Genomic DNA, 20,002 nt, shown 5'->3' with positions numbered 1-20,002 from the left:
CGCCTGCGGCGTGCCGCCGCGCCCTAAGGTTTATAATCCCCCATTTTCTTGTTTTCAGACGGCCTTACCATGACCCAGCCCACACTCCTTCTTGTCGACGGTTCTTCCTATCTCTACCGCGCCTTTCACGCGATGGCGCCGCTCACCGCGCCCGACGGCACGCCCACGGGGGCGGTGTACGGCGTGCTGAACATGCTGCGCCGCCTGCGTGCCGATTATGTGCACGAATATTGCGCGGTGGTGTTCGATGCCAAGGGCGACAATTTCCGCCACAAGATGTTTCCCGACTACAAAGCCACGCGCCCGCCCATGCCCGACGAATTGCGGCCGCAGGCGCAGATGCTGCCCGAACTGGTGCGGCTGGCGGGCTGGCCGGTGCTGGTTGTGCCCGAAGTCGAGGCCGACGACGTAATCGGCACGCTGGCGGTGCAGGGCGAAGCGGCGGGCTGGAGCGTGGTGGTGTCCACGGGCGACAAAGACATGGCGCAGCTGGTGTCGGACAAGGTTACGCTGGTAAACACCATGAAGGGCGAAACGCTGGACTGCGGCGGCGTGAAAGAAAAATTCGGCGTGCGCCCCGACCAGATCCGCGACTATCTCGCGCTGATGGGCGACAAAGTGGACAACGTGCCGGGCGTGGAAAAATGCGGCCCCAAAACCGCCGTGAAATGGCTGGAACAATACGGCACGCTGCAAGGCGTGATGGCGCACGCGGCCGAAATCAAGGGCAAAGTGGGCGAAAACCTGCAAGCCGCGCTGCCCATGCTGCCGCTTTCGTATGACTTGGTAACGATTAAAACCGATGTCGATCTGCACGCCGACCTTTCAGACGGCCTCGAAAGCCTGCGCCGCACCACGCCCAAATGGGCGCAGTTGGCGGTGGAATTCAAACGCCTGAATTTCCGCACCTGGCTCAAAGAAGCTGAGTCGCATCTGCACGAAGGCAGCGGCGATTTGTTCGGCGCGGAATACGTCGGCGAACAGGCCGCTTTGGCCGAGCAGGGGCTACCTGAAAACCGCTTGCCTGAAAATATCGGCACCGCCCCCGCGCCCGCCGCGCTCGATTACCGCGCCGTTACCACCGAAGCACAGTTTGCCGAAGTGTTGGACAAATTATCCAAAGCCGAACGCATCGGCCTCGACACCGAAACCACCGGCCTCAACCCGCTGGACGCGCAGCTCGTGGGCATCAGCATTGCCTTTGCCGCCGGCGAAGCCGTGTATATCCCGCTCGGCCACAGCCCCGCCGCCGCGCCGGAACAGCTTGGTTCGGACAGCGTGTTAGGCCGTCTGAAACCCTATCTCGAAAGCCCCGCGCTGCACAAAATCGGACAAAACCTCAAATACGACCAACACGTTTTCGCCAACTACGGCATCGCCCTCAACGGCATTGCCGGCGACGCGATGCTGGCCTCGTATATCGTCGAAAGCCATTTGGGACACGGTTTGGACGAATTGTCCGAACGCTGGCTAGGCCTGCCTGCGATTACCTACGAATCCTTGTGCGGCAAAGGCGCGAAGCAGATTTCGTTTGCCGACGTGGCGTTGGAACAGGCAGCCGAATACGCCGCCCAAGATGCCGATTTCGCCCTGCGTATCGAAAGCTGGCTGAAACAGCAGATGGATGCCAAACAGCTTGAAATGTATGAACAAATGGAGCTGCCCGTGGCGCAGGTATTGTTTGAGATGGAGCGCAACGGCGTGTTAATCGACAAAAACGAACTCGCCCGCCAAAGCCACGAACTCGGCCGCCGCCTGCTCGAACTGGAAAAACAGGCCTACGAAACCGCCGGACAGCCGTTCAACCTCAACTCGCCCAAACAGTTGCAGGAAATCCTGTTCGACAAAATGGGCATTCCCACCAAAGGCCTGAAAAAAACCGCCTCGGGCGGCGTGTCCACCAACGAAGCCGTGCTCGAACAACTCGCGCCCGACTACCCGCTGCCGAACATCATCCTGCAAAACCGCAGCCTGGCCAAACTCAAATCCACCTACACCGACAAGCTGCCCGAAATGGTCAGCCCCAAAAGCGGCCGCGTACACACCAACTACGCCCAAGCCGTCGCCATCACCGGCCGCCTCGCCAGCAACAACCCCAACCTGCAAAACATCCCCATCCGCACCGAAGAAGGCCGCCGCGTGCGCCGCGCCTTCACCGCGCCCGCAGGCAGCTTCATCGTATCGGCCGACTATTCCCAAATCGAATTGCGCATCATGGCGCACCTCTCCGGCGACAAAACCCTGCTCGAAGCCTTTAAAAACGGCGAAGACATCCACCGCCGCACCGCCGCCGAAGTGTTCGGCGTACCGCCCGAAAGCGTCAGCGCCGAACAGCGCCGCTACGCCAAAACCATCAACTTCGGCCTGATTTACGGCATGGGGCAGTACGGCCTCGCCAAATCGCTGGGCATCGACAACCTCTCGGCCAAAAACTTCATCGACCGCTATTTCGCCCGCTATCCCGGCGTGGCCGACTACATGCAGCGCACCAAAGAACAGGCCGCCGCCCAAGGCTACGTCGAAACCCTGTTCGGCCGCCGCCTCTATCTGCCCGACATCCGCGCCAAAAACGCCAACGCCCGCGCCGGCGCAGAACGCGCCGCCATCAACGCCCCCATGCAGGGCACGGCCTCCGACCTCATCAAACGCGCCATGACCGCCGTCAGCCGCTGGCTCGTTTCAGACGGCCTCAAAAGCAAACTCATCATGCAGGTGCACGACGAGCTGGTGTTGGAAGTGCCCGCAAACGAGCTGGATTTGGTGAAGCAGAAGCTGCCCGAAATCATGGCCGCCGCAGCCGGAAATGCGCTGGACGTACCGCTGGTGGCGGAAGTGGGCGTGGGGGGAAATTGGGAAGAGGCGCATTGACGGACGTTATCTGTTTTTAAACGCAGCCCCGTTGTTAGTGCGTACACTCATGCCCCAAAGGCTACCTGAAAAGCAAACACGGTTTGGGTTGCCCAACCCGACAAAAAAGCACGCACGGCTTGGCTCAGAGCCGCCGGATTAGCCAGCCCTCCGGCCTGCTGCCGATATTGAAATAAGGAATACCCATGGCACAAAACCCCCAATCGCTGAACACGCTGATTTCCACCAGCAGCACCATTGCCGGCATGGGCTTGGCTATTGTCGGCATTTTGGCCGCCAAGCAATCCATAAAATTCAGCGAAATGATTTCAGACGACTTGTTTTTGTTTTCGTCTATCGGCTTTTTGCTGGTGGTGGTGATTGGCTATCTGGCGCAGAAAAATGACGAACAGCGTTACTACGCACGCCTGGTGCGCTTGGCGGAATACCTGTTTTCGCTGTCTATGCTGCTGGTGGCAACGGCGGCGTTTGTCTTGCTGTATGCCGAAGTGTGAAGCAGGCAGCCGTATCCTGCCCAAGCAGTTTTCAGACGGCCTCTGTATAGAACGATATGAACCACGACACAGAAATCCGTCCCGCCCGCCGCCTGAGCGACCACACGGACAACGACCTTGCAGAGACATTGAAACTGACGGAAGCCGCATACAAACGGCATTTAAATAGGCACACACATGAAAACATTTGAAAAAACATGGAAAACCGCATATCGGGGCATCGAGATTGAGGTGCATAATTTTTGGAATTTTGAAAAAAGCGGCGAAACGATATACATCAACGGCAGGAAAGTGCATGGGCGCGAAGTGGCGATGGCGTCGGCCAAGCTCTCTTCTGTAGCGGGGCTGTGGTTGGAATATGAAGAAAACGGCGTAAGCATTACCGTCAAAATAGGCACCGCATGGCATCTGCTCGGCACGGCCTGCCAAATTCTCATCAACGGCAAACACCATTACGGCAACCGTGTGGTTTTGTTTGCGAAAAAGCCCGAACAGGCCGTCTGAAACGTTTTTCCTGTTTTTCAGACGGCCTCCCGTTACGGAAACACCCCATCAAACCGATTCTATCGAATACATCATCGTGGCGTCGCCCCCAAGCCTATGCCGGAAAACGCAGGACAATGCGCCGGCACAAAGCGGGCAGTATGAAACCGAATGGCTTTCAGGCTGCCTGAAAGCGAATGTGCAGGCTGCCGCAAAGCCAAAATCCCAAATGCCCCACACCGAAGCCTGCCTTTACCAGCCCCACCGACAAACCGCCCTCCGCGCCAAACTGGCCCGCGCAGGCGTTGTTTTCCAATTCGGCGTATGGCAAGCCCAGCCATACGGCGATCCCGCCGCCGGACACGCCGCCGCCCTTGCTGCCAGCGCAACCGACTAAACCTTTTTCAGGCAGCTTTTCAGACAGCATCAAGGCAGGCACAGCTTGGTTTGCCAAATGCACATAGATATGGTTCAAGACTAAATGATGATTCTGAAAAATTTACAAACCAAAGGTTATGAAGAAATTATTTGCAAAGACGGCAAAGAACATCACCAACTATTTGCCATAAAAAACAATAACAACCGTTTTTTAACTTATTACTCTTCTGTACGGCTGGATAAGTTAGACCAGGCTGAAGATTATGAAATAGAAGAAATCAATGAATTTGCCACCTTGAAATCTGCCATAAGACATATTTTGAGCAAAGGGGCAAAATTGGAGAATTTTTCAGTGTTTAAAGGCAATAAACCGATATGATCGAAGCCGAAAATAAACAAACGGAAAGACCGCAAGTGTAGATTGCCTGCTTGCCACCGAGCAGGCACCCGCCAAAATGCTTGCCGTCGATCCCGCCAGCGGCAGCGAAGCCGTGCTGTTTGACGGCGCATTACACGGCTACAACGCCATGCTGTGCGACGAATACAGTCCGGCGCAAATCGATAACCGCCCGCTGCAAGACTTGGACGGCCGGCTGTACCAAATCCGTGTCAGCGTGTTTTACAACATTGATTACGAAGAATAACGTGATGATTTCTGCGATGAAAGCGGCCGTGTCAGGCTGGCGAACGGCGGGACGATTCCGTTTGAACAATTGCAGCGCGACGGCATAGATGCGATTGGCATTGAATTGATAGATGATGCGGGCGCGGTGCGCGAAATGGTGCATGAAGAATTGGCGTAAGGCAGATAGAAAAGCAGCCTGAAAATCAGCATCAAACTATAAAGATTTTGGCTTGGCAATGCGGATATTTTGAAGGTGTCAAAAGAATTGACGAAACAAGCAGAAGAGGCCAAAAAAATGCTGGAACAAGAAGAGGCAGAATAAAAACCATGCCTGCGGCGGGCGGCTTATCCGATGCCGCCCCATTGTTTGCCCATCACTCCCACAAATCCCGCACCCATTCGTGTACCTCGCGGTCATACCAATGCTCGCCGTGGTAAACCGTGCAGGCCTCGACCAACTCCCCAAACCAATCGTGCAAATGCAGACGGTTATGGCGGGCAACGCGCTCGTCAATCTGCGCCTGCCGCCCTTTGTTAAACGGCTTGTCTGCCAACTCTTGCAATTCATGCGGATAGGCCTGCCCCAAATGGCTGTGCCATGCCGTATTGCCGGCGGCTGCGCCCAGCCAGTCCCGCAGATACGGCATCTTTGCCGCATACGGCACATCGGGCAGCGCGTCCAACTTTTCCAACCAAAATTCATCACGCGCCACAATATCGGGCAAATTCAATTTTTGCGCCAATTGCCAATGCGAAAGAGCCGCCCTGCGCGCTTCGCGCCGCCATTGCTGGTACGCGGCCAAAATGCGCTGTTGCAGAGATCGGTAGTCGCGTTCCATTTTCTGCCATGCCTGCCCGCTTCGGCGCGGCGGCACGGGGCGGCGGTCGCCAATATTGTCGCAGGGGCGGCGGCATTGCGGACACAGCACGGCAGGCTCGTTCACGCGGGCACATTTGCTGCGCGTGGTTTTGATGCGGCAGGCAAAGCAGACAAAGGCAACGGTAACGGGGGGATGGCGGTAGCGGTAAATGGTCATGCGGTTTTTCCATTCGGTTGGCAAGCAGGCAGCCTGAAAGCGGTATTTTAATGGTTTGCACCAGGTAAGGTCAGGATAAGTCGCAGACCTATTGGAACAAGGCTCAAGAGAGCTGGATAAAACAGATTCTTGCATGACGTTTTGCAAGGCCCCTCCCATTATCGTCCGACATTCTGTTTGCGTTTTTCAGACGGCCTTTTCTCTGTTTTCGCCCGCCGTAGGGTGTGTGGCACAGCCACGCACGCGTTTGAACCATTCGAATGCAGAGGCCGTCTGAAACCTTCAAACCGCGTGCGTGGCTGTGCCACACACCCTACATAGGACGTTAGCGTGCAAGCAAGAGGCCGTCTGAAAATACGGTTTTCAGACGGCCTTTTGGTTTTCCGAAACCGCATTTGTGCACTGACGAAACTTCCGGCAACCGTTTCCGTCGAACCGTAATCCGCAAAGTCCGTTTGCAGACGGCTTTTGCTGTTAAAGTAGGGTGTGCCGTCCCTGCGGTGCACGCGTTTGAACCATTCGAATGCAGAGGCCGTCTGAAACCTTCAAACCGCGTGCGTGGCTGTGCCACACACCCTACATAGGACGTTAGCGTGCAAGCAAGAGGCCGTCTGCGGCACAGAGCCGGAAAACACAACCTGCCTGAAATCACGCGCAGCAAGCGGATTTCAGGCAGGTTTTTGTGCGGTTCGGGGATGCAGACGGCGGAATCAGCGGGCGGCGGGCTGCCCGTGATGGCGTACAAACAGCAGGCGGGTGTGGTCGTATGCCCAGTTGAACACATAGGTATAGGCCATCACGGCGAGGGTGATGCCGATGTCGGTAACAAAGGCCTGCACCAGCGTCAAATCGAGCATGTAGGCAAGTATCGGCGTGGTCAGCAGCACCAGGCCGCCTTCAAACAGCAGGGTATGTACCAGTCGGATGCGCGGGCCGCGCAGTTCGCGCCGGCCTTTGACGATGCGGTCAAACAGGATATTGAACACGAAATTCCACAGCATACTGGCGGTAATCACCGCCAACATAGCCCCCGAAACCGCGCCTATGCGGTGGTCGGTAAACGCCAGCAGCACCAGCGCGGCAAAAGCTACCGATGAAATTTCATACAGAACGGAATGGAAAATACGTTCGTAAATGCCCATAAAAACAGTAAAGTAGTCTGAAACGCAGCCATCATACCACCGGCCGTGGCGGAAAAACAGCCGTAGCGGCGCGGGAGGGCGGGCTGCGGCGGGATGGCCGGCAAATCAGGCTGCGGAACACCAAAGGCGTTTTGTGGGGCATGATTTTGAACCGTCATGGGTTTGTGCAGTACGGTAAGGTGTGTCTGTCTGCTGCGGTTGCTGAAAGAAAGGCCGTCTGAAAATATTTTTTATTTTCAGACGGCCTCACGCTTTTGATATGCCGTCTGAAAGGCCTTGCAATCAAAAACCGTTTTGCTGCCGCATCTTATCCATCGGCATTTTCCTCCCGTCTTGTCCTGTTTTTACAAATGTAATACCATAACAAAACAAGCAGACATTTTGTTGCTCTGTTTGCCGTATTGTGTTGTGTCCGATTACTTTATTCAGGAAGAAAAAATGAAAAAATCCCTCCTTGCCGCGCTGCTGTGTACCGCCGCCTTTGCGCAGGCGCATGAAGTTTGGGTGAACGCGCCCGCCGAGCTGTCTTCCGCCGACGTTTTGAACGCCGAGCTGGCATACAGCCACAATTTCCCCCATGCCGAAAAAATCCCCGCCGACCGCGAACATATTTTCGTGCCGCTGACGCTGACCACGCCGAAAGGGACCACCACGGCGATGAAGCGGCAGGGGGAAAACTACCAATACACCGCAGGCCGTCTGAAAAAAGGCAGCTATATTGTCGGCGCGATGTACAAGCCGACTTTCTGGTCGAAAGACGCGGCGGGCAAATGGGCGCAGAAAAGCCTGTCCGAACGGCCGGAGGCGGTGTATTGCGAACAGAGCCGGATGTTCGGCAAGAGCATTGTGATTGTCGACGGCGCGGTTGATCAGGCCGCCATCAGCCGCCCCATCGGGCAAACCCTTGAAATCGTGCCGCTGGACAATCCGAATGCCGCCAAAGAGGGCGCGCTGTTTCCGGTGCAGATTCTGTATCAGGGCGAGCCTCTGGCCGGCGCAACGGTTACCGCCACCGCCGACACCATTGTTGCGCGCGACATCGAAGCCGCCCACGACCACCGCGAGCCGCAGGCCTTTTCCGGCAAAACCGACAAGCAGGGCAAAGTCAATATCCTGCCGCTGGCCGAAGGGCTGTGGAAAGTGAAAGTGGTACACAAAACCCCGTTTGGCGACAGCAAAGTCTGCGGCGAATCGGCTGCCTATTCCACGCTGATTATTCCGATCGGCAGCGAACGTGCCAACACCGAAGCGCACCACCACCACCATCACCACCATTAAGCGCGTAGCAAGCGTGCAGGAAATGACAAGAGGCCGTCTGAAAATGTTTTTCAGACGGCCTCTTGTGTGTTTGGCGGAAAATGCGCGGATGGGCTGGGTTTTGCCGCACATCGTTTATCCGCATCCGTTTATTTGCCCGCTTCCCCTTTGAGTCCGGCGCAGATGGCGGCGAAGGCGGAGCGGTGTTCCGGGCCGATATAGGGTTTGAGCAGGCTGAGGTTGCGCAGTACGCCGAGGTGTTTGGTGTCTGCGGCGGGCTTGCCGCTGCGGCGGACGGAGCCGTGCAGGTCGAACCAGTATTTGGTGATAATCCACATATTGAGGGCGAGGTTTTGCAGGTCTTCCTTGTCGGCGCGCAAAATGCCGATGGCGGCCAGGTGTTCGAGATAGTGCAGGACGAGGGGGGAGGCTTTGGCGCGGGTAAATTCGTTGTAGTCGCCCAAAAGTTCGGCATTGCGCGAGAGCAGGGCGTTGGTGTCGCTGAACAGGAAGCGGTAGTCCCACATGATGTCGAAGATGCCGTTGAGGTAGGCGGCTACGTCGGCGAGGCTTTGCGGTGCGTCGGCTTCGCGTATCCAGGCCATCATGCTGCCGCTGTAACGGTGGTGGAGTTGGAGGATGATTTCGTCTTTGTTGCGGAAGTGGTAGTAGAGGTTGCCCGGGCTGATGCCGAGATGGGCGGCGATGTGGTTGGTGGTGGTGGCGCGTTCGCTTTCTTCGTTGAAGAGCTTGAGCGCGGCATCGAGTATGCGGTTGTAGGTGTTGCCCCGGGTTTCTTTGGCCATGCTTGTTCCTTTGTTTTTAAACAGCGCAAAATAAAAAAATCTGCGGCCTTGTGTCTTTTCTGTGTTGTCTCGCGATTTTAAGTGTTTGAGGCCGTCTGAACGTGCTTTTCAGACGGCCTGCCGTGTGTCTGCGTTTACTCGGTTTGTGCGGTACTCATCAGCCGCAGTGCCTGCAAACGGCCTTCGTTTTCCCGATAGCGGGCCAGGCCGATAAAGCGGCCGCTTTGGCTGTAAACACGCAGGGGGCTGTCGGCGCGGACACTGCCCGCAAACTGCGGACATTGGCCGCAGCGCAGCATTTCGGCGGCGCGGCCGTCCAAAACCAGTTCGGGCAGGTGGCGTACCAGCACGTCGCAGGGCAGCAGCAGCGCGTCGCGTTCCGCTTCGCCGAGTGCGGCCAAATCTTCGAGCGTGTGGCTTTGGGCAAGGGTGAAACCGGCGGTTGCGGTGCGGCGCAAGGCGGTGAGGTGGGCGAACGTGCCGAGCTGCTTGGCGATGTCTTCGCAGAGGGTGCGGATGTAGGTGCCTTTGCTGCAACGCACGCGGATGACGGCTTCGGGCGCGGCAAAGCGTTCGGTTTCAATCGAATAAACCGTGATGTCGCGCGGCTTGCGTTCGATCACAATGCCTTTGCGGGCGTATTCGTAAAGCGGCTTGCCTTCGTGTTTGAGCGCGGAAAACATCGGCGGCACCTGGCGGATGGAGCCTGTCAGCGCGGCGCAGGCCGTCTGAAATTCGGCTTCGGCAATGTCGGCGCGGCCGGTGGCGACGATTTCGCCTTCGGCATCGCCGGTGCTGCTGGCCTCGCCGAATTTGAGCGTGGCAGTGTAGGCTTTGTCGGCATCGAGCAGGTATTGGGCGAATTTGGCCGCCTCGCCGAAGCACACGGGCAAAAGCCCTGTGGCCAGCGGGTCGAGTACGCCGGTGTGCCCCGCCTTTTCGGCACGGTAGAGGCGGCGGGCTTTCTGCAAGGTGGTGTTGCTGGACAGGCCGGCGGGTTTGTCGAGCAGGAGTACGCCGTGTACCGGGCGTTTGGCAGGTTTGGCAGTCATGGCTTGGGTCGGAACAGGAGAAAGAGGGCGGGAAGCAGCGGCAGCAGCCACCATGCGGACGGCAGCAGGATGACGGCTGCGGGGATGGCAAGCGGCCATTCGGGCACGGTTTTCTTGATCAGAAAACGGGCGGGATACGCGCTGCCGCTTTCAAAGCGGTACGCGCCTTTTTTCAGACGGCCGTAATACAGCAGGGTTTCCCTGCCGCCGCTGCGGGCAAAGGAAGCGTGGAATAGGGCGGACAGCAGGTTTTTTCTGCTGCCTGCGGTGTCGGCCAGCGCGAACGGCGGCGCGGCGGCGGGTGCGGAAGGAGCGTGCAGCCAAACGGAATACCAGCCGCTTTTTTCCACGGAAAACGCCAAGCCGCTGCAGCCTGCGGGAAGGATGGCTGCGGTGCGGGCGCGGCGCAGGTTTGCCGCGTAAAAAACGCAGTAAAGAATGAGGCAGATGCTGGCAATCAGATGAATCGGCATGGCGTTTTCTTGTTGTGAGGCCGTCTGAAAAAGGAAAAACGGTTTTCAGACGGCCTGTTTGCAGTTTGCGCTGCGCAAGCCCCGTACGCTTGTTTTACAGGGGTTTCCGCCGTATTGAGGCCGTCTGAAAAGCGGGTTTTAAAATAAAAAACGCATTTTCAGACGGCCTTTGCGGCGTTTAGGGCAGGCAGCGTTTGGGCTTTTTGCTGTAACAGTCGGCCGAGCCTATGCCTATGCTCCAATAGTTGTTGCCTTTGGGCAGCTCGAGGGCGAGCAGCTCGGCTTCGTGCGGGTATTCGGCCATCATCTGGCGGATTTCGTCTTCGTAGGTTTCGCGCCAGATGGCGGTGTTGATGCCGCAGAAGCGGTAGGAATAGGGCGCGTCGCCGGTGATTTTCGCCGTGCCGTTGTGCCGCGCCAAAAGGGTGTAGAGGCCGTCCGCATGCAGGGAGAACGGGTCCTGCCCGTAGATTTCCACGCTGTTGCCGCTTTGCAGGAAAGGGCCTTCGGGTATGTCGAAAAAATCAACTATGCCCTGTGCGTCGAAATACACATGGCAGTCTAGCGTTTCGTAATAAAAGGCGTGGTCGTTGCTGCTGCACGGCTCGCCCAGCAGCGAGAGCGCGGCTTCTTTACGGCAGCCGAAATCCAAACGGCCTCTGCCGGCAACTTCCAGCCCTTCGAGCGGGTGCAGGATAAGGTGTGCCATCGGTTTAGTCTTCCACAGGTTTTTCGGCAGCCACTTGGTCTATCAGGCCGGAAATGCTCATGCCGCGTTCGAGCGACTGGTCGTATTTGAAATGCAGCTCGGGCGTTTTGAACAGCTTGATGCGTTTGGCCAATTCGCTGCGCAGATGGCCTTTGGCGTGTTCCAGGGCTTCTTCGGTAACGGCACGGGTTGCATCGTCGAGTACGGTGTAAAACACGGTGGCGTGGCTGTAATCGCGCGTTACCTCCACTTCGTTGATGGTGATGAAGCCCGCGCGCGGGTCTTTCAGACCGGTGCGCACAAGCTCGGCCAGCTCGCGCATGATTTGCTCTCTGACGCGGTCTTGGCGGGCGCAGCCCCTGCGGTTTTTGTTCATTTGGTAGTCCTCGGAAAAGCGGGTGGCAAGTCGGGGCGCATTATAGCCCAATTGCCGTATAATGCCCGCTTTGCGTTGCCAGGCCGTCTGAAAACCCGTATGAAGATTCTGTTTGCCTTCCTGTATCTGATACAGCTTCTGCCGTTTTCCATGATTCAGAAAACAGGCCGTATGCTGGGCTTGGCAGCCTACTGGCTGGTTGCGCCGCGCCGCCGCATCGGCCGCACCAATCTGCAAAAATGTTTTCCAGAATGGAGCGCGGACAAGCGCGAAGCGGTACTCAAAGCACATTTCAAACACATGGGCATTCTCGTGGCGGAATACGGCCTGTATTGGTACGGCAATGCAGGCCGTCTGAAAAAGCTGGTGCGCTGCCGCGACAAACATTATCTCGACGAAGCACTATCGGCAGGAGAAAAAGTCATCCTGCTCTATCCGCATTTCACCGCATTCGAACTGGCCGTGTACGCACTCAACCAAGACGTGCCGCTGATCAGCATGTATTCCCACCAGAAAAACGCCGCACTCGACGCGCAAATCCTCAAAGGCCGGCACCGTTACGGCAACGTTTTCCTTATCGGACGCACCGAAGGCCTGCGCGCCATCATCAAACAGCTTAAAAAAAGCCATGCCCCGTTTCTCTATCTGCCCGACCAGGATTTCGGGCGCAAAGATTCGGTATTTGTCCGCTTCTTCGGTATACAGACGGCCACCATCGCCGGCTTGAGCCGCATTGCCGCACTAACCGGCGCAAAAGTCATCCCCGCCATCCCGACGCGGCACGCCGACGGCACGGTGGAACTGCGTTTCTATCCGGCATGGGAAAATTTCCCCACCGGCAATCCGACGGACGACGCACAGCGCATGAACGATTTTATCGAAGAGCGCGTGCGCGAACAGCCCGAGCAGTATTACTGGCTGCACAAACGCTTTAAAACCCGCCCCGAAGGCGAAGCCGGGTTTTACTGACAGCCGTCCCGATGCATAAAACCGTTGCAGACATACCGGCACGCAGCAAGATGCGTTTTCAGACGGCCTCCGATAATTCGGGTACAATCGCGCCCCGCTTGAAATCAGAAAGTTTGAAAGACTATGTGGAATAAAAAATGGGTGGTCGGCAACTGGAAAATGAACGGCTGCCTGCAAGAAAACGCCACACTGCTGTCCGCAATCTGTGCCTTGCCGCCGCAGGAAAACGTCTGCATCGGCATCGCCCCGCCCGCCGTTTATCTGCAACAGGTGCGCAACGCCGTGCAAAACGCCCCGTACAACCGCATCCTTACCTGCGCCCAAGATGTCAGCCGCTTCCCCGGCACCGGCGCATACACCGGCGAAGTCTCCGCCGGAATGCTGAAAGACACAGGCGTAGAAATGGTTTTGGTCGGACACTCCGAGCGCAGTATGTATTTTAGTGAAAACAACGAAATACGCAGACAGAAAATCCAAAACGTCCTTGATGCCGGACTCATCCCGCTGCTGTGCGTCGGCGAAAACCTGCAAGAGCGCGAAAGCGGCAATGAGGAAAATACAGTCGCCCGCCAATTGTCGGTGTTGAAAGGCTTGGCAAGCGATACTTTCGCCGTCGCCTACGAGCCGGTTTGGGCAATCGGTACGGGAAAAGTAGCAAATAAAGAACAAATTGCACAAATGCACCGCTTTATTTACAACGAAGTCTTGTCATACGGCAATCAAGGTGCTAATATCCGCATTCTTTATGGCGGAAGCGTGAACGAAACAAACGCTGCGGAAATATTGTCCGTATCGTATGTTGACGGCGCACTCGTAGGCGGAGCTTCACTTTCCTGCGAAAAATTTTCCGCCATTATCCGATCTGCAGAACAAGCCTGAATTTATGGAAGCATTTAAAACCCTGATTATGATTTTGAACGGTTTTGCCGGATTAGCCATTATCCTGCTCGTTCTCATGCAGCACGGAAAAGGTGCGGATGCAGGTGCTTCGTTTGCCAGCGGCAGCGGTAGTGCGCAAGGCGTATTCGGTTCTGCCGGTAGCGGAAACTTCCTTAGTCGCAGCACTTATATTGTAGCGGCGGTGTTTTTCGCGAGCTGCCTGGCTCTCACTTATATATACAGCCATTCTGGCAAACATAAGCTGGATTTCAGCAACGTACAGCAAAGCAGCCAAACAAAAACACAGCCTGCCGGGTCTGACAGTTCCGGTGAAGTGAAAAAATAAAGCAGTCTTTCTGCCGACATGGTGAAATTGGTAGACACGCTATCTTGAGGGGGTAGTGATCCTAGATCGTGCGAGTTCAAGTCTCGCTGTCGGCACCAACATGAAAAAACAGCCCGATTTTTCGGGCTGTTTTTTTGTCCGTACCAGCCTGTTTGCCTATCCGCAGATAATAAGGCCGTCTGAAACGCTGTTTCAGACGGCCTTTCAGTAAAGCAGTAAAAGAAAAGGGCTTGGAAGTGTTTGGAAATGGCCGCTATGCACCAGTTTCAGCCTGTTTGGACAATACGGCCCGCTTTTGGATGGGCAGGTGCGGACAGGTGGTGGGACAAAATAAAAAATCTACGGCGTTGCTACGTCTTGCCATATTGTCTGCGTCTTGCTGTTTTGTATCTTTATCTGTTTTATTCCGCTATATATATATATATATATACGGATGGAATGGTATGCCGTTTGACGAATGATGCAGGTTGGCTCCTGCGTTTTACCCCAGCCGTTGTCTCATTTGTTCAAACAGGCATACGGTGGCGGCCATGGCGACATTGAGGGATTCGGTTGCGCCGGACATGGGGATTTTGACCGTATGCGTTGCGGCGTTTCCGGCGGCAGGAGTAATGCCTCCGCCTTCGTTGCCGAACAGCCAGGCGCACGGTTGGCGCAGGTTGATACGGTAGAGGCTGATGCTGTTTTCGGCAAGGGTGGTGGCGAATAGGGGGGATTCGTAGCTTTGCCGCCATGCTTTCAGGTCGGCGGCGGGATAGAGGCGCAGCAGAAAGTGTGCGCCCATGGCGGAACGGAGCACTTTCGGCGACCAGAGATCGGCGCAGCCTGTGTCTGCAATAATTTGGTATATGCCTGCCGCCGCCGCGCTGCGTAGGATGGTGCCGATGTTGCCCGGGTCTTGGATGTGTTCGAGCACTACGCAGTCGCCGCTTTGCGGCGGGGCGGCGGTTTCCGGGATGCCGGTCAGGCTGAGGATGCTGCCGCCGTCGGCAAGGGCGGAGGCTTTGGCGAGCAGGCGGTCTTCGACGGCGGTGGTGTGTGCCGGCGGTATCCGTGAAAGCAGATTCTGTATTTCGGGTTTGTCCAAACAGCTTTGTGCGAGGTAAACCTGTTGCGGCTGTGTGCCGGTTTGCAGCAGCGCGTCAAGCAGATGTGTGCCTTCGAGAACGGTCTGGCGGCATTCGCGGCGGTATTTGGCGGATGTGCCGAGTTTGGCGAGGTGTTTGAGTTGGCTGTTGTGGGGCGAGATGATTTGTTTCATGGCGGTAGGACGGGAGGCCGTCTGAAAATAGGGGAGGCCGGTTGGGGCTAATGCCGCTTTGCAGAAGGCATAATGCGGTTGTGGAGCTGTTGGCAAGGGTTTCAGACGGCCTGTCGTCCGCTGCGGCCACCTGCATTGTTCCAACAGGGTTGGTCGGCACGATGCGTCGTCTGCCACGTATGGATGATTGCGTGAGCGGGTCTGAAATGGCGCGAAATGGCTTGGATGATAAAGGACATTTTGTGATTTCAGGCTGCCTTAATTGCCAAAGGCAGCCTGAAAGTCCATTTAAAAGCATTGTTCTTTAAATTTTGCAAACAGTTTCGGGCAAATGCGTTTCATGCTTTCGGGGTCTTCATCGCTCCATTCAAATTCCATTTGAGGAATTTCGGTACGGAAGGCGGTGTATTCGTACAACTCGCCGCCAAATTTTTCTGCAAACACATCGTTTGCCACGGCAGCAATGGCTTCAAATTCATAGTAATCATTGTCTGCGGTTACAAACGGATAATCCGCCAAGCTATCGGGCTTGGCTAAGGCAGTCTGAAAAACCGCTTCGCCGCGCGATACCAGCCAATAGCGGAAATAATCAAAGCCATCGTCCGAGCAGCCGCCGCACATCAAATACGCCGCGCACCACAAATCTTGGCGGTAAGAAAACCAATGCAGCTGGTAAAAGCGGTTTTCAAAAGCGGCGATTTCCTGCCGGTCCAATGCCATAAGCGCATCGGTCAGTGCGGCAACTTGCGCGTCTTGCTGCTCATCGCCGTATTCGTGTGCGGCTTCGGCTTCGGCAAGCGATTGGTTGATGATTTGCCAAAAGCGGGCTTCGTCCATCAGTTCGGATACGGAGTGAAATACATTCATCTTTTTGCTCTTTGTGCTTGGATGGTCAGGGCTGCCTGAATATCAGTCTTCGTTATCGGAATATCCATCGGGGTCGTATGGCTCAAATGGTATCTCGCCCTTTCGGCAAACCGCCAAGTAGCCGCCGTTTTCAGGCTGCCCGGGTTGCGGTGTGTAAAAATCAGACAGCTGGTCTGTATCTGCTTGCTTTTGAATAGGCCGGTGCATGGAAAGATACATAAACGGGCTATGTTGCGGGAAGTTAAGGTTCAGGCCGTCTGAAAACGGGTTTTCAGACGGCCTTTCGGTTGAGTTTTTATTCTTCCGTACCGTTTTCCGCTGCACCGGTTTCGTCCTCGATAGAGATGTCTTCCGGCTCTTCGGCCACGCGCTCGAGGCTGACGAGCTGTTCGCCCTCGTCGAGATTAATCAGGCGCACGCCTTGCGCGGCGCGGCCGGTTTCGCGGATTTGTCCGACTTTGGTACGGATGAGTACGCCGCCGCTGGTAATCAGCATCAAATCGTCGCTTTCGCTCACCAGGGTTGCGGCCACCAAATCGCCGTTGCGCTCGCCGGTATTGATGGCAATATTGCCTTGTCCGCCTTTGTTTTTGCGGCTGTAATCGGCAATCGGGGTGCGTTTGCCGTAGCCGTTGGCGGTGGCGGTAAGCACTTGCAGGGTTTCGTCTCCGGCACGTTCCGGCGCAAAGGTAATCAGGCTGACGATGCGGCCGCCGGCGGGCAGACGCATACCGCGCAGGCCGCCGCTGCCGCGTCCGCTCGGGCGCACGCCGTGTTTGCCGCTGATAACGGCGGTGTCGCCGCCCTCTTCGTTTTCGTCGTCGGATGGGCTGTCTGAAACGTCGTGATCGTTTTCGCCATCGGCATCTTCGGCTTCGTCGCTGCCGGTTTTTTCCCAATATTCGTTAAAGCGGATGGCTTTGCCGAGATTGGAAAACAGCATGATGTCGTCTGCGCCGCCGGTTTGCGCCACGCCGACCAGGCAGTCGCCATCTTTGAGCGCGATGGCTTTGATGCCTTGGCTGCGCACGTTTTTAAATGCGGAAAGCTGCACTTTTTTCACCATGCCCTGCGCGGTGGCGAAGAAGACGTATTGGTCTTCGGGGAATTCGCGCACGGCCAAGATTGCGCTGACTTTTTCGTTTTCTTCCAATTGGATAACGTTGTTAATCGGCCGGCCACGGCTGTTGCGGCCGCCTTCGGGCAGCTTGTACACTTTAATCCAGTGGCATTTGCCGAGATTGGTGAAGCACATCAGGTAATCGTGGGTGTTGGCGACAAACAGGCTTTCGATAAAGTCTTCGTCTTTAGTGGCGGCCGCCTGTTTGCCGCGTCCGCCGCGCCGCTGGGCTTGGTAATCGGTGGTCGGCTGGGTTTTGATGTAGCCGCCGTGGGTGAGCGTTACCACCATTTCGCGTTGCGGAATCAGGTCTTCGTCGGCAATGTCGCCGCCAAACGGGTTGATTTCGCTCTTGCGCCCGTCGCCGAAATTGGCTTTGGTTTCTTCCAATTCTTCGCGGATGATTTGTGTGATGCGTTCGGGCTTGGCGAGAATATCCAGAAAATCAATGATTTTGGCCATGATGTTTTTGTAGTCGCCTACGATTTCTTCCTGATCGAGGCCGGTGAGGTTGCGCAGGCTCATACGCAAAATTGCGTCGGCTTGGATTTCGCTCAGATAGTAGCCGTCGCTTTGCAGGCCGAGTTTGGTACTCAGGCCTTCGGGACGTGCCATGCGCAAGTCGAGATCGGTACGGCCGAGCATGTCTTCCACCAGGCTGCTGCGCCATGCACGGGCAAGCAGTTTTTCTTTGGCTTCGGGCGCGTCGGCGGATTCTTTAATCAGGCGGATCATTTCGTCGATATTCGACAACGCAACCGCCTTGCCCTCGGCAATGTGGCCTTCGTGGCGGGCTTTTTTCAGGCGGAACAGGGTGCGGCGGGTAACGACTTCGCGGCGGTGGCGCAGAAATTCGGCCAAAATCTGCTTCAGATTGAGCAGGCGCGGCTGGCCGTCGACCAGTGCCACCATATTGATGCCGAAGCTGTCTTGAAGCTGGGTGAGTTTGTAGAGCTGGTTGAGCACCACTTCGGCGTTTTCGTTGCGCTTCAATTCGATGACGACGCGCATGCCGGATTTGTCTGACTCGTCGCGCAAGTCGGACACGCCTTCCAGCGTTTTTTCGCGCACCAGTTCGCCGATTTTTTCCACCAGCTTGGCTTTGTTTACCTGATAGGGAATTTCATCGATGATGATGGTTTCGCGCTCGCCGTTTTTGCCGATTGGTTCGATATGGGTTTTGCCGCGCATCACCACGCGGCCGCGTCCGGTTTTGTAGCCTTCGCGCACGCCGGAGAGGCCGTAAATCGTGGCACCGGTGGGGAAGTCGGGGGCTTGCAGGATGTCGATGAGTTCGTCGATTTCGGTGTCCGGCGCATCCAAGAGGCGCAGACAGGCGTTGATGGTGTCGGTGAGGTTGTGCGGCGGAATATTGGTGGCCATGCCCACGGCGATGCCGGACGAGCCGTTGACCAGGAGTGCGGGAAAGCGGGTAGGCAGAACCAGCGGCTCGTGTTCGCTGCCGTCGTAGTTGGGGCCGAAGTTGACGGTTTCTTCTTCGATGTCGGCCAGCATTTCGTGGGCGATTTTGGCCATGCGGATTTCGGTGTAACGCATGGCAGCCGCGCCGTCGCCGTCCACCGAGCCGAAGTTGCCCTGTCCGTCGATTAAAACGTAGCGCATGGAAAAGGGCTGCGCCATACGCACGATGGTGTCGTATACCGCAGAATCACCGTGCGGATGGTATTTACCGATTACGTCGCCGACGATGCGCGCCGATTTTTTGTAGGCCGCGTTCCAGTTGTTTTTCAGCTCGTGCATGGCGTAGAGCACGCGGCGGTGTACGGGCTTCAATCCGTCGCGCACATCGGGCAGGGCGCGGCCGACAATCACGCTCATCGCATAATCGAGATAGCTTTTGCGCATCTCGTCTTCAAGGCTGACGGGCAGGGTTTCGAGGGCGAATTTGTGGTCGTGGCGGATGGTATCGTCGGTCATGGTGGGAGTGGCTTGCGGGAACAAAAATAAGGCGTGATTTTAACACAAAAGGCTTGCAGGCCGTCTGAAAAGCCGGATGCCGCGTTTTCAGACGGCCTGCCGCTTTGCGGATGGCGGGCGGAAATGGGGGTGCGGCTTACGGACAAATATCCCGTATGTCCGCTGCCGCATCTTTGCCGAAGTGGGGCGATTCGATGTAGGCCGCAATCTTTGCCGCTGTTTCTTGTGCGGTTTGCAGGCTGTTTTGGTTTTTCAGCGATACGAAGTGCGCATGCAGGGGAAAGGCTGCCGCGTCGGATGCGCGGATTTGTGCCTGCATATCCGTGTCCACTATGCCCGGGGCAAGGCAGACGGCGCGCAGCTTGGCATGGCCTTCCGCCGCCATGCAGCGGGCGTGGTGGTCGAGCGCGGCTTTGGTGGCACCATATACGCTCCAGCCGGCGTAGCTTTTGCGCCCCGCGCCGCTGCCGATGTGCAGGATGTCGAGCGGCACGCCCGCCGGCCGCGCCGCCAGTACTGCGTTTGCCAGCAGCAGCGGCGCGGCAATATTCAGGGACACGGAGGCAAGAATTTCAGACGGCCTCTGCCGCCCCAAAAGCGCATTGGGCGATACCGCCGCCGCATTGTTGATGAGCAGGATGTCTTCCGCGCCTGCCAGAAAATCCCGCAGCAGGCCGTCTGAAAGCAGCGCGGACAGGGCTGCGCCGTCGGACAAGTCTATCTTTACCTGCCGCAGGTTTTCAGACGGCCTCCAAGCGGCCCCGCCCCGTGCCAAGCCCAATACCTGCCGTCCCTGCCGCAGATAAAGCTGCGCCAGTGCGGCACCCAGCCCGCGCGTATGTCCGGTGATGATCAGTTTGCGCATAAAACGTCCTTTCCCGATGCGTTACAATGCGCGCCATTTTACCCGCAACGGAATCCC

At 56.6% G+C, this 20,002-nt stretch carries 22 protein-coding genes and 1 tRNA gene; 12 read left to right on the top strand and 11 right to left on the bottom strand.

Annotation, left to right across the window (positions count from 1 at the left end; genetic code table 11):
* Nucleotides 1–69 precede the first annotated feature (69 nt).
* The 7 genes from polA (at nucleotide 70) to DYE40_RS10500 (ending at nucleotide 4,867) form a co-directional block, all read left to right on the top strand.
* On the top strand, nucleotides 70–2,868 hold the full coding sequence (polA, locus tag DYE40_RS10525; protein WP_115309060.1) for a DNA polymerase I: 2,799 nt from the start codon (nucleotides 70–72) through the stop codon (nucleotides 2,866–2,868).
* Nucleotides 2,869–3,053: 185 nt separating this feature from the next.
* Entirely contained in the window at nucleotides 3,054–3,362 is a 309-nt protein-coding gene (locus tag DYE40_RS10520; RefSeq protein WP_115309059.1) for a hypothetical protein, read from the top strand.
* A gap of 56 nt (nucleotides 3,363–3,418) precedes the next feature.
* Nucleotides 3,419–3,553 (top strand): hypothetical protein, encoded by a 135-nt coding sequence (locus DYE40_RS13155; protein ID WP_280529785.1) that lies wholly within the window; start codon nucleotides 3,419–3,421, stop codon nucleotides 3,551–3,553.
* The gene (locus tag DYE40_RS12970; protein WP_245944108.1) at nucleotides 3,540–3,866 is read left to right on the top strand and encodes a hypothetical protein; all 327 of its coding nucleotides are present in this window, start codon (nucleotides 3,540–3,542) and stop codon (nucleotides 3,864–3,866) included. The genes DYE40_RS13155 and DYE40_RS12970 overlap by 14 nt, the downstream gene beginning before the upstream one ends.
* Nucleotides 3,867–4,074: 208 nt before the next feature.
* Complete coding sequence (locus tag DYE40_RS12680; RefSeq protein ID WP_172461261.1) at nucleotides 4,075–4,242, top strand: hypothetical protein; 168 nt, start codon at nucleotides 4,075–4,077, stop codon at nucleotides 4,240–4,242.
* A gap of 84 nt (nucleotides 4,243–4,326) precedes the next feature.
* On the top strand, nucleotides 4,327–4,602 hold the full coding sequence (locus DYE40_RS10505; protein WP_115309057.1) for a hypothetical protein: 276 nt from the start codon (nucleotides 4,327–4,329) through the stop codon (nucleotides 4,600–4,602).
* Between the two features lie 76 nt (nucleotides 4,603–4,678).
* A complete protein-coding gene (locus DYE40_RS10500) occupies nucleotides 4,679–4,867 on the top strand; it encodes a hypothetical protein (protein ID WP_115309056.1) in 189 nt (62 codons plus the stop codon).
* Nucleotides 4,868–5,222: 355 nt separating this feature from the next.
* On the opposite strand, the gene DYE40_RS10495 is transcribed toward DYE40_RS10500, so the two are convergent.
* Both DYE40_RS10495 and DYE40_RS10490 read right to left on the bottom strand, forming a co-directional pair.
* Nucleotides 5,223–5,885: a hypothetical protein gene (locus DYE40_RS10495; RefSeq protein WP_115309055.1), complete on the bottom strand. Its 663-nt coding sequence runs from the start codon at nucleotides 5,883–5,885 to the stop codon at nucleotides 5,223–5,225.
* 710 nt (nucleotides 5,886–6,595) lie between these two features.
* The gene (locus DYE40_RS10490) at nucleotides 6,596–7,027 is read right to left on the bottom strand and encodes a PACE efflux transporter (protein ID WP_115309054.1); all 432 of its coding nucleotides are present in this window, start codon (nucleotides 7,025–7,027) and stop codon (nucleotides 6,596–6,598) included.
* Between the two features lie 438 nt (nucleotides 7,028–7,465).
* Here DYE40_RS10490 and DYE40_RS10485 point away from each other — a divergent pair, with 438 nt between their 5' ends.
* Nucleotides 7,466–8,305, top strand: a complete 840-nt coding sequence (locus DYE40_RS10485; protein WP_115309282.1) for a DUF4198 domain-containing protein — start codon at nucleotides 7,466–7,468, stop codon at nucleotides 8,303–8,305.
* Nucleotides 8,306–8,433: 128 nt separating this feature from the next.
* On the opposite strand, the gene DYE40_RS10480 is transcribed toward DYE40_RS10485, so the two are convergent.
* From DYE40_RS10480 to rbfA, 5 genes are all read right to left on the bottom strand, one after another.
* A complete protein-coding gene (locus tag DYE40_RS10480) occupies nucleotides 8,434–9,090 on the bottom strand; it encodes a TetR/AcrR family transcriptional regulator (protein ID WP_115309053.1) in 657 nt (218 codons plus the stop codon).
* A gap of 134 nt (nucleotides 9,091–9,224) precedes the next feature.
* On the bottom strand, nucleotides 9,225–10,142 hold the full coding sequence (truB, locus tag DYE40_RS10475) for a tRNA pseudouridine(55) synthase TruB (protein WP_115309052.1): 918 nt from the start codon (nucleotides 10,140–10,142) through the stop codon (nucleotides 9,225–9,227).
* Nucleotides 10,139–10,615 carry a hypothetical protein gene (locus DYE40_RS10470; RefSeq protein WP_115309051.1) on the bottom strand — a complete coding sequence of 159 codons (477 nt, stop codon included), beginning with the start codon at nucleotides 10,613–10,615 and terminating at the stop codon, nucleotides 10,139–10,141. The genes truB and DYE40_RS10470 overlap by 4 nt, the downstream gene beginning before the upstream one ends.
* 178 nt (nucleotides 10,616–10,793) lie before the next feature.
* Nucleotides 10,794–11,324: a hypothetical protein gene (locus DYE40_RS10465; protein ID WP_115309050.1), complete on the bottom strand. Its 531-nt coding sequence runs from the start codon at nucleotides 11,322–11,324 to the stop codon at nucleotides 10,794–10,796.
* A 4-nt stretch (nucleotides 11,325–11,328) separates the two neighbouring features.
* A complete protein-coding gene (rbfA, locus tag DYE40_RS10460; protein ID WP_115309049.1) occupies nucleotides 11,329–11,700 on the bottom strand; it encodes a 30S ribosome-binding factor RbfA in 372 nt (123 codons plus the stop codon).
* A gap of 99 nt (nucleotides 11,701–11,799) precedes the next feature.
* Between rbfA and DYE40_RS10455 the strand changes: the two genes are divergently transcribed.
* From DYE40_RS10455 to DYE40_RS10440, 4 genes are all read left to right on the top strand, one after another.
* Nucleotides 11,800–12,669 (top strand): lipid A biosynthesis lauroyl acyltransferase, encoded by an 870-nt coding sequence (locus DYE40_RS10455; protein ID WP_115309048.1) that lies wholly within the window; start codon nucleotides 11,800–11,802, stop codon nucleotides 12,667–12,669.
* Nucleotides 12,670–12,792: 123 nt separating this feature from the next.
* Nucleotides 12,793–13,548: a triose-phosphate isomerase gene (gene tpiA, locus DYE40_RS10450; RefSeq protein ID WP_115309047.1), complete on the top strand. Its 756-nt coding sequence runs from the start codon at nucleotides 12,793–12,795 to the stop codon at nucleotides 13,546–13,548.
* Between the two features lie 4 nt (nucleotides 13,549–13,552).
* A complete protein-coding gene (gene secG, locus DYE40_RS10445; protein WP_115309046.1) occupies nucleotides 13,553–13,894 on the top strand; it encodes a preprotein translocase subunit SecG in 342 nt (113 codons plus the stop codon).
* A 12-nt stretch (nucleotides 13,895–13,906) separates the two neighbouring features.
* Nucleotides 13,907–13,992, top strand: a tRNA-Leu gene (locus tag DYE40_RS10440).
* 383 nt (nucleotides 13,993–14,375) lie between these two features.
* Here the strand turns inward: DYE40_RS10440 and DYE40_RS10435 are convergent.
* The 4 genes from DYE40_RS10435 to DYE40_RS10420 form a co-directional block, all read right to left on the bottom strand.
* Nucleotides 14,376–15,155, bottom strand: a complete 780-nt coding sequence (locus DYE40_RS10435; protein ID WP_115309045.1) for a TrmH family RNA methyltransferase — start codon at nucleotides 15,153–15,155, stop codon at nucleotides 14,376–14,378.
* 288 nt (nucleotides 15,156–15,443) lie between these two features.
* Nucleotides 15,444–16,022 carry a DUF4240 domain-containing protein gene (locus DYE40_RS10430; protein WP_115309044.1) on the bottom strand — a complete coding sequence of 193 codons (579 nt, stop codon included), beginning with the start codon at nucleotides 16,020–16,022 and terminating at the stop codon, nucleotides 15,444–15,446.
* A 295-nt stretch (nucleotides 16,023–16,317) separates the two neighbouring features.
* Nucleotides 16,318–19,080 (bottom strand): DNA gyrase subunit A, encoded by a 2,763-nt coding sequence (gyrA, locus tag DYE40_RS10425; protein ID WP_115309043.1) that lies wholly within the window; start codon nucleotides 19,078–19,080, stop codon nucleotides 16,318–16,320.
* Between the two features lie 136 nt (nucleotides 19,081–19,216).
* Complete coding sequence (locus tag DYE40_RS10420) at nucleotides 19,217–19,945, bottom strand: SDR family NAD(P)-dependent oxidoreductase (RefSeq protein WP_115309042.1); 729 nt, start codon at nucleotides 19,943–19,945, stop codon at nucleotides 19,217–19,219.
* Between the last annotated feature and the right edge of the window lie 57 nt (nucleotides 19,946–20,002).

It is taken from the genome of Kingella potus (assembly GCF_900451175.1).
GTDB classification, from domain to species: Bacteria; Pseudomonadota; Gammaproteobacteria; order Burkholderiales; family Neisseriaceae; genus Neisseria; species Neisseria potus.
Note: the sequence above shows the minus strand (reverse complement) of the source record. Positions and strands in the feature narration are given on the sequence as shown.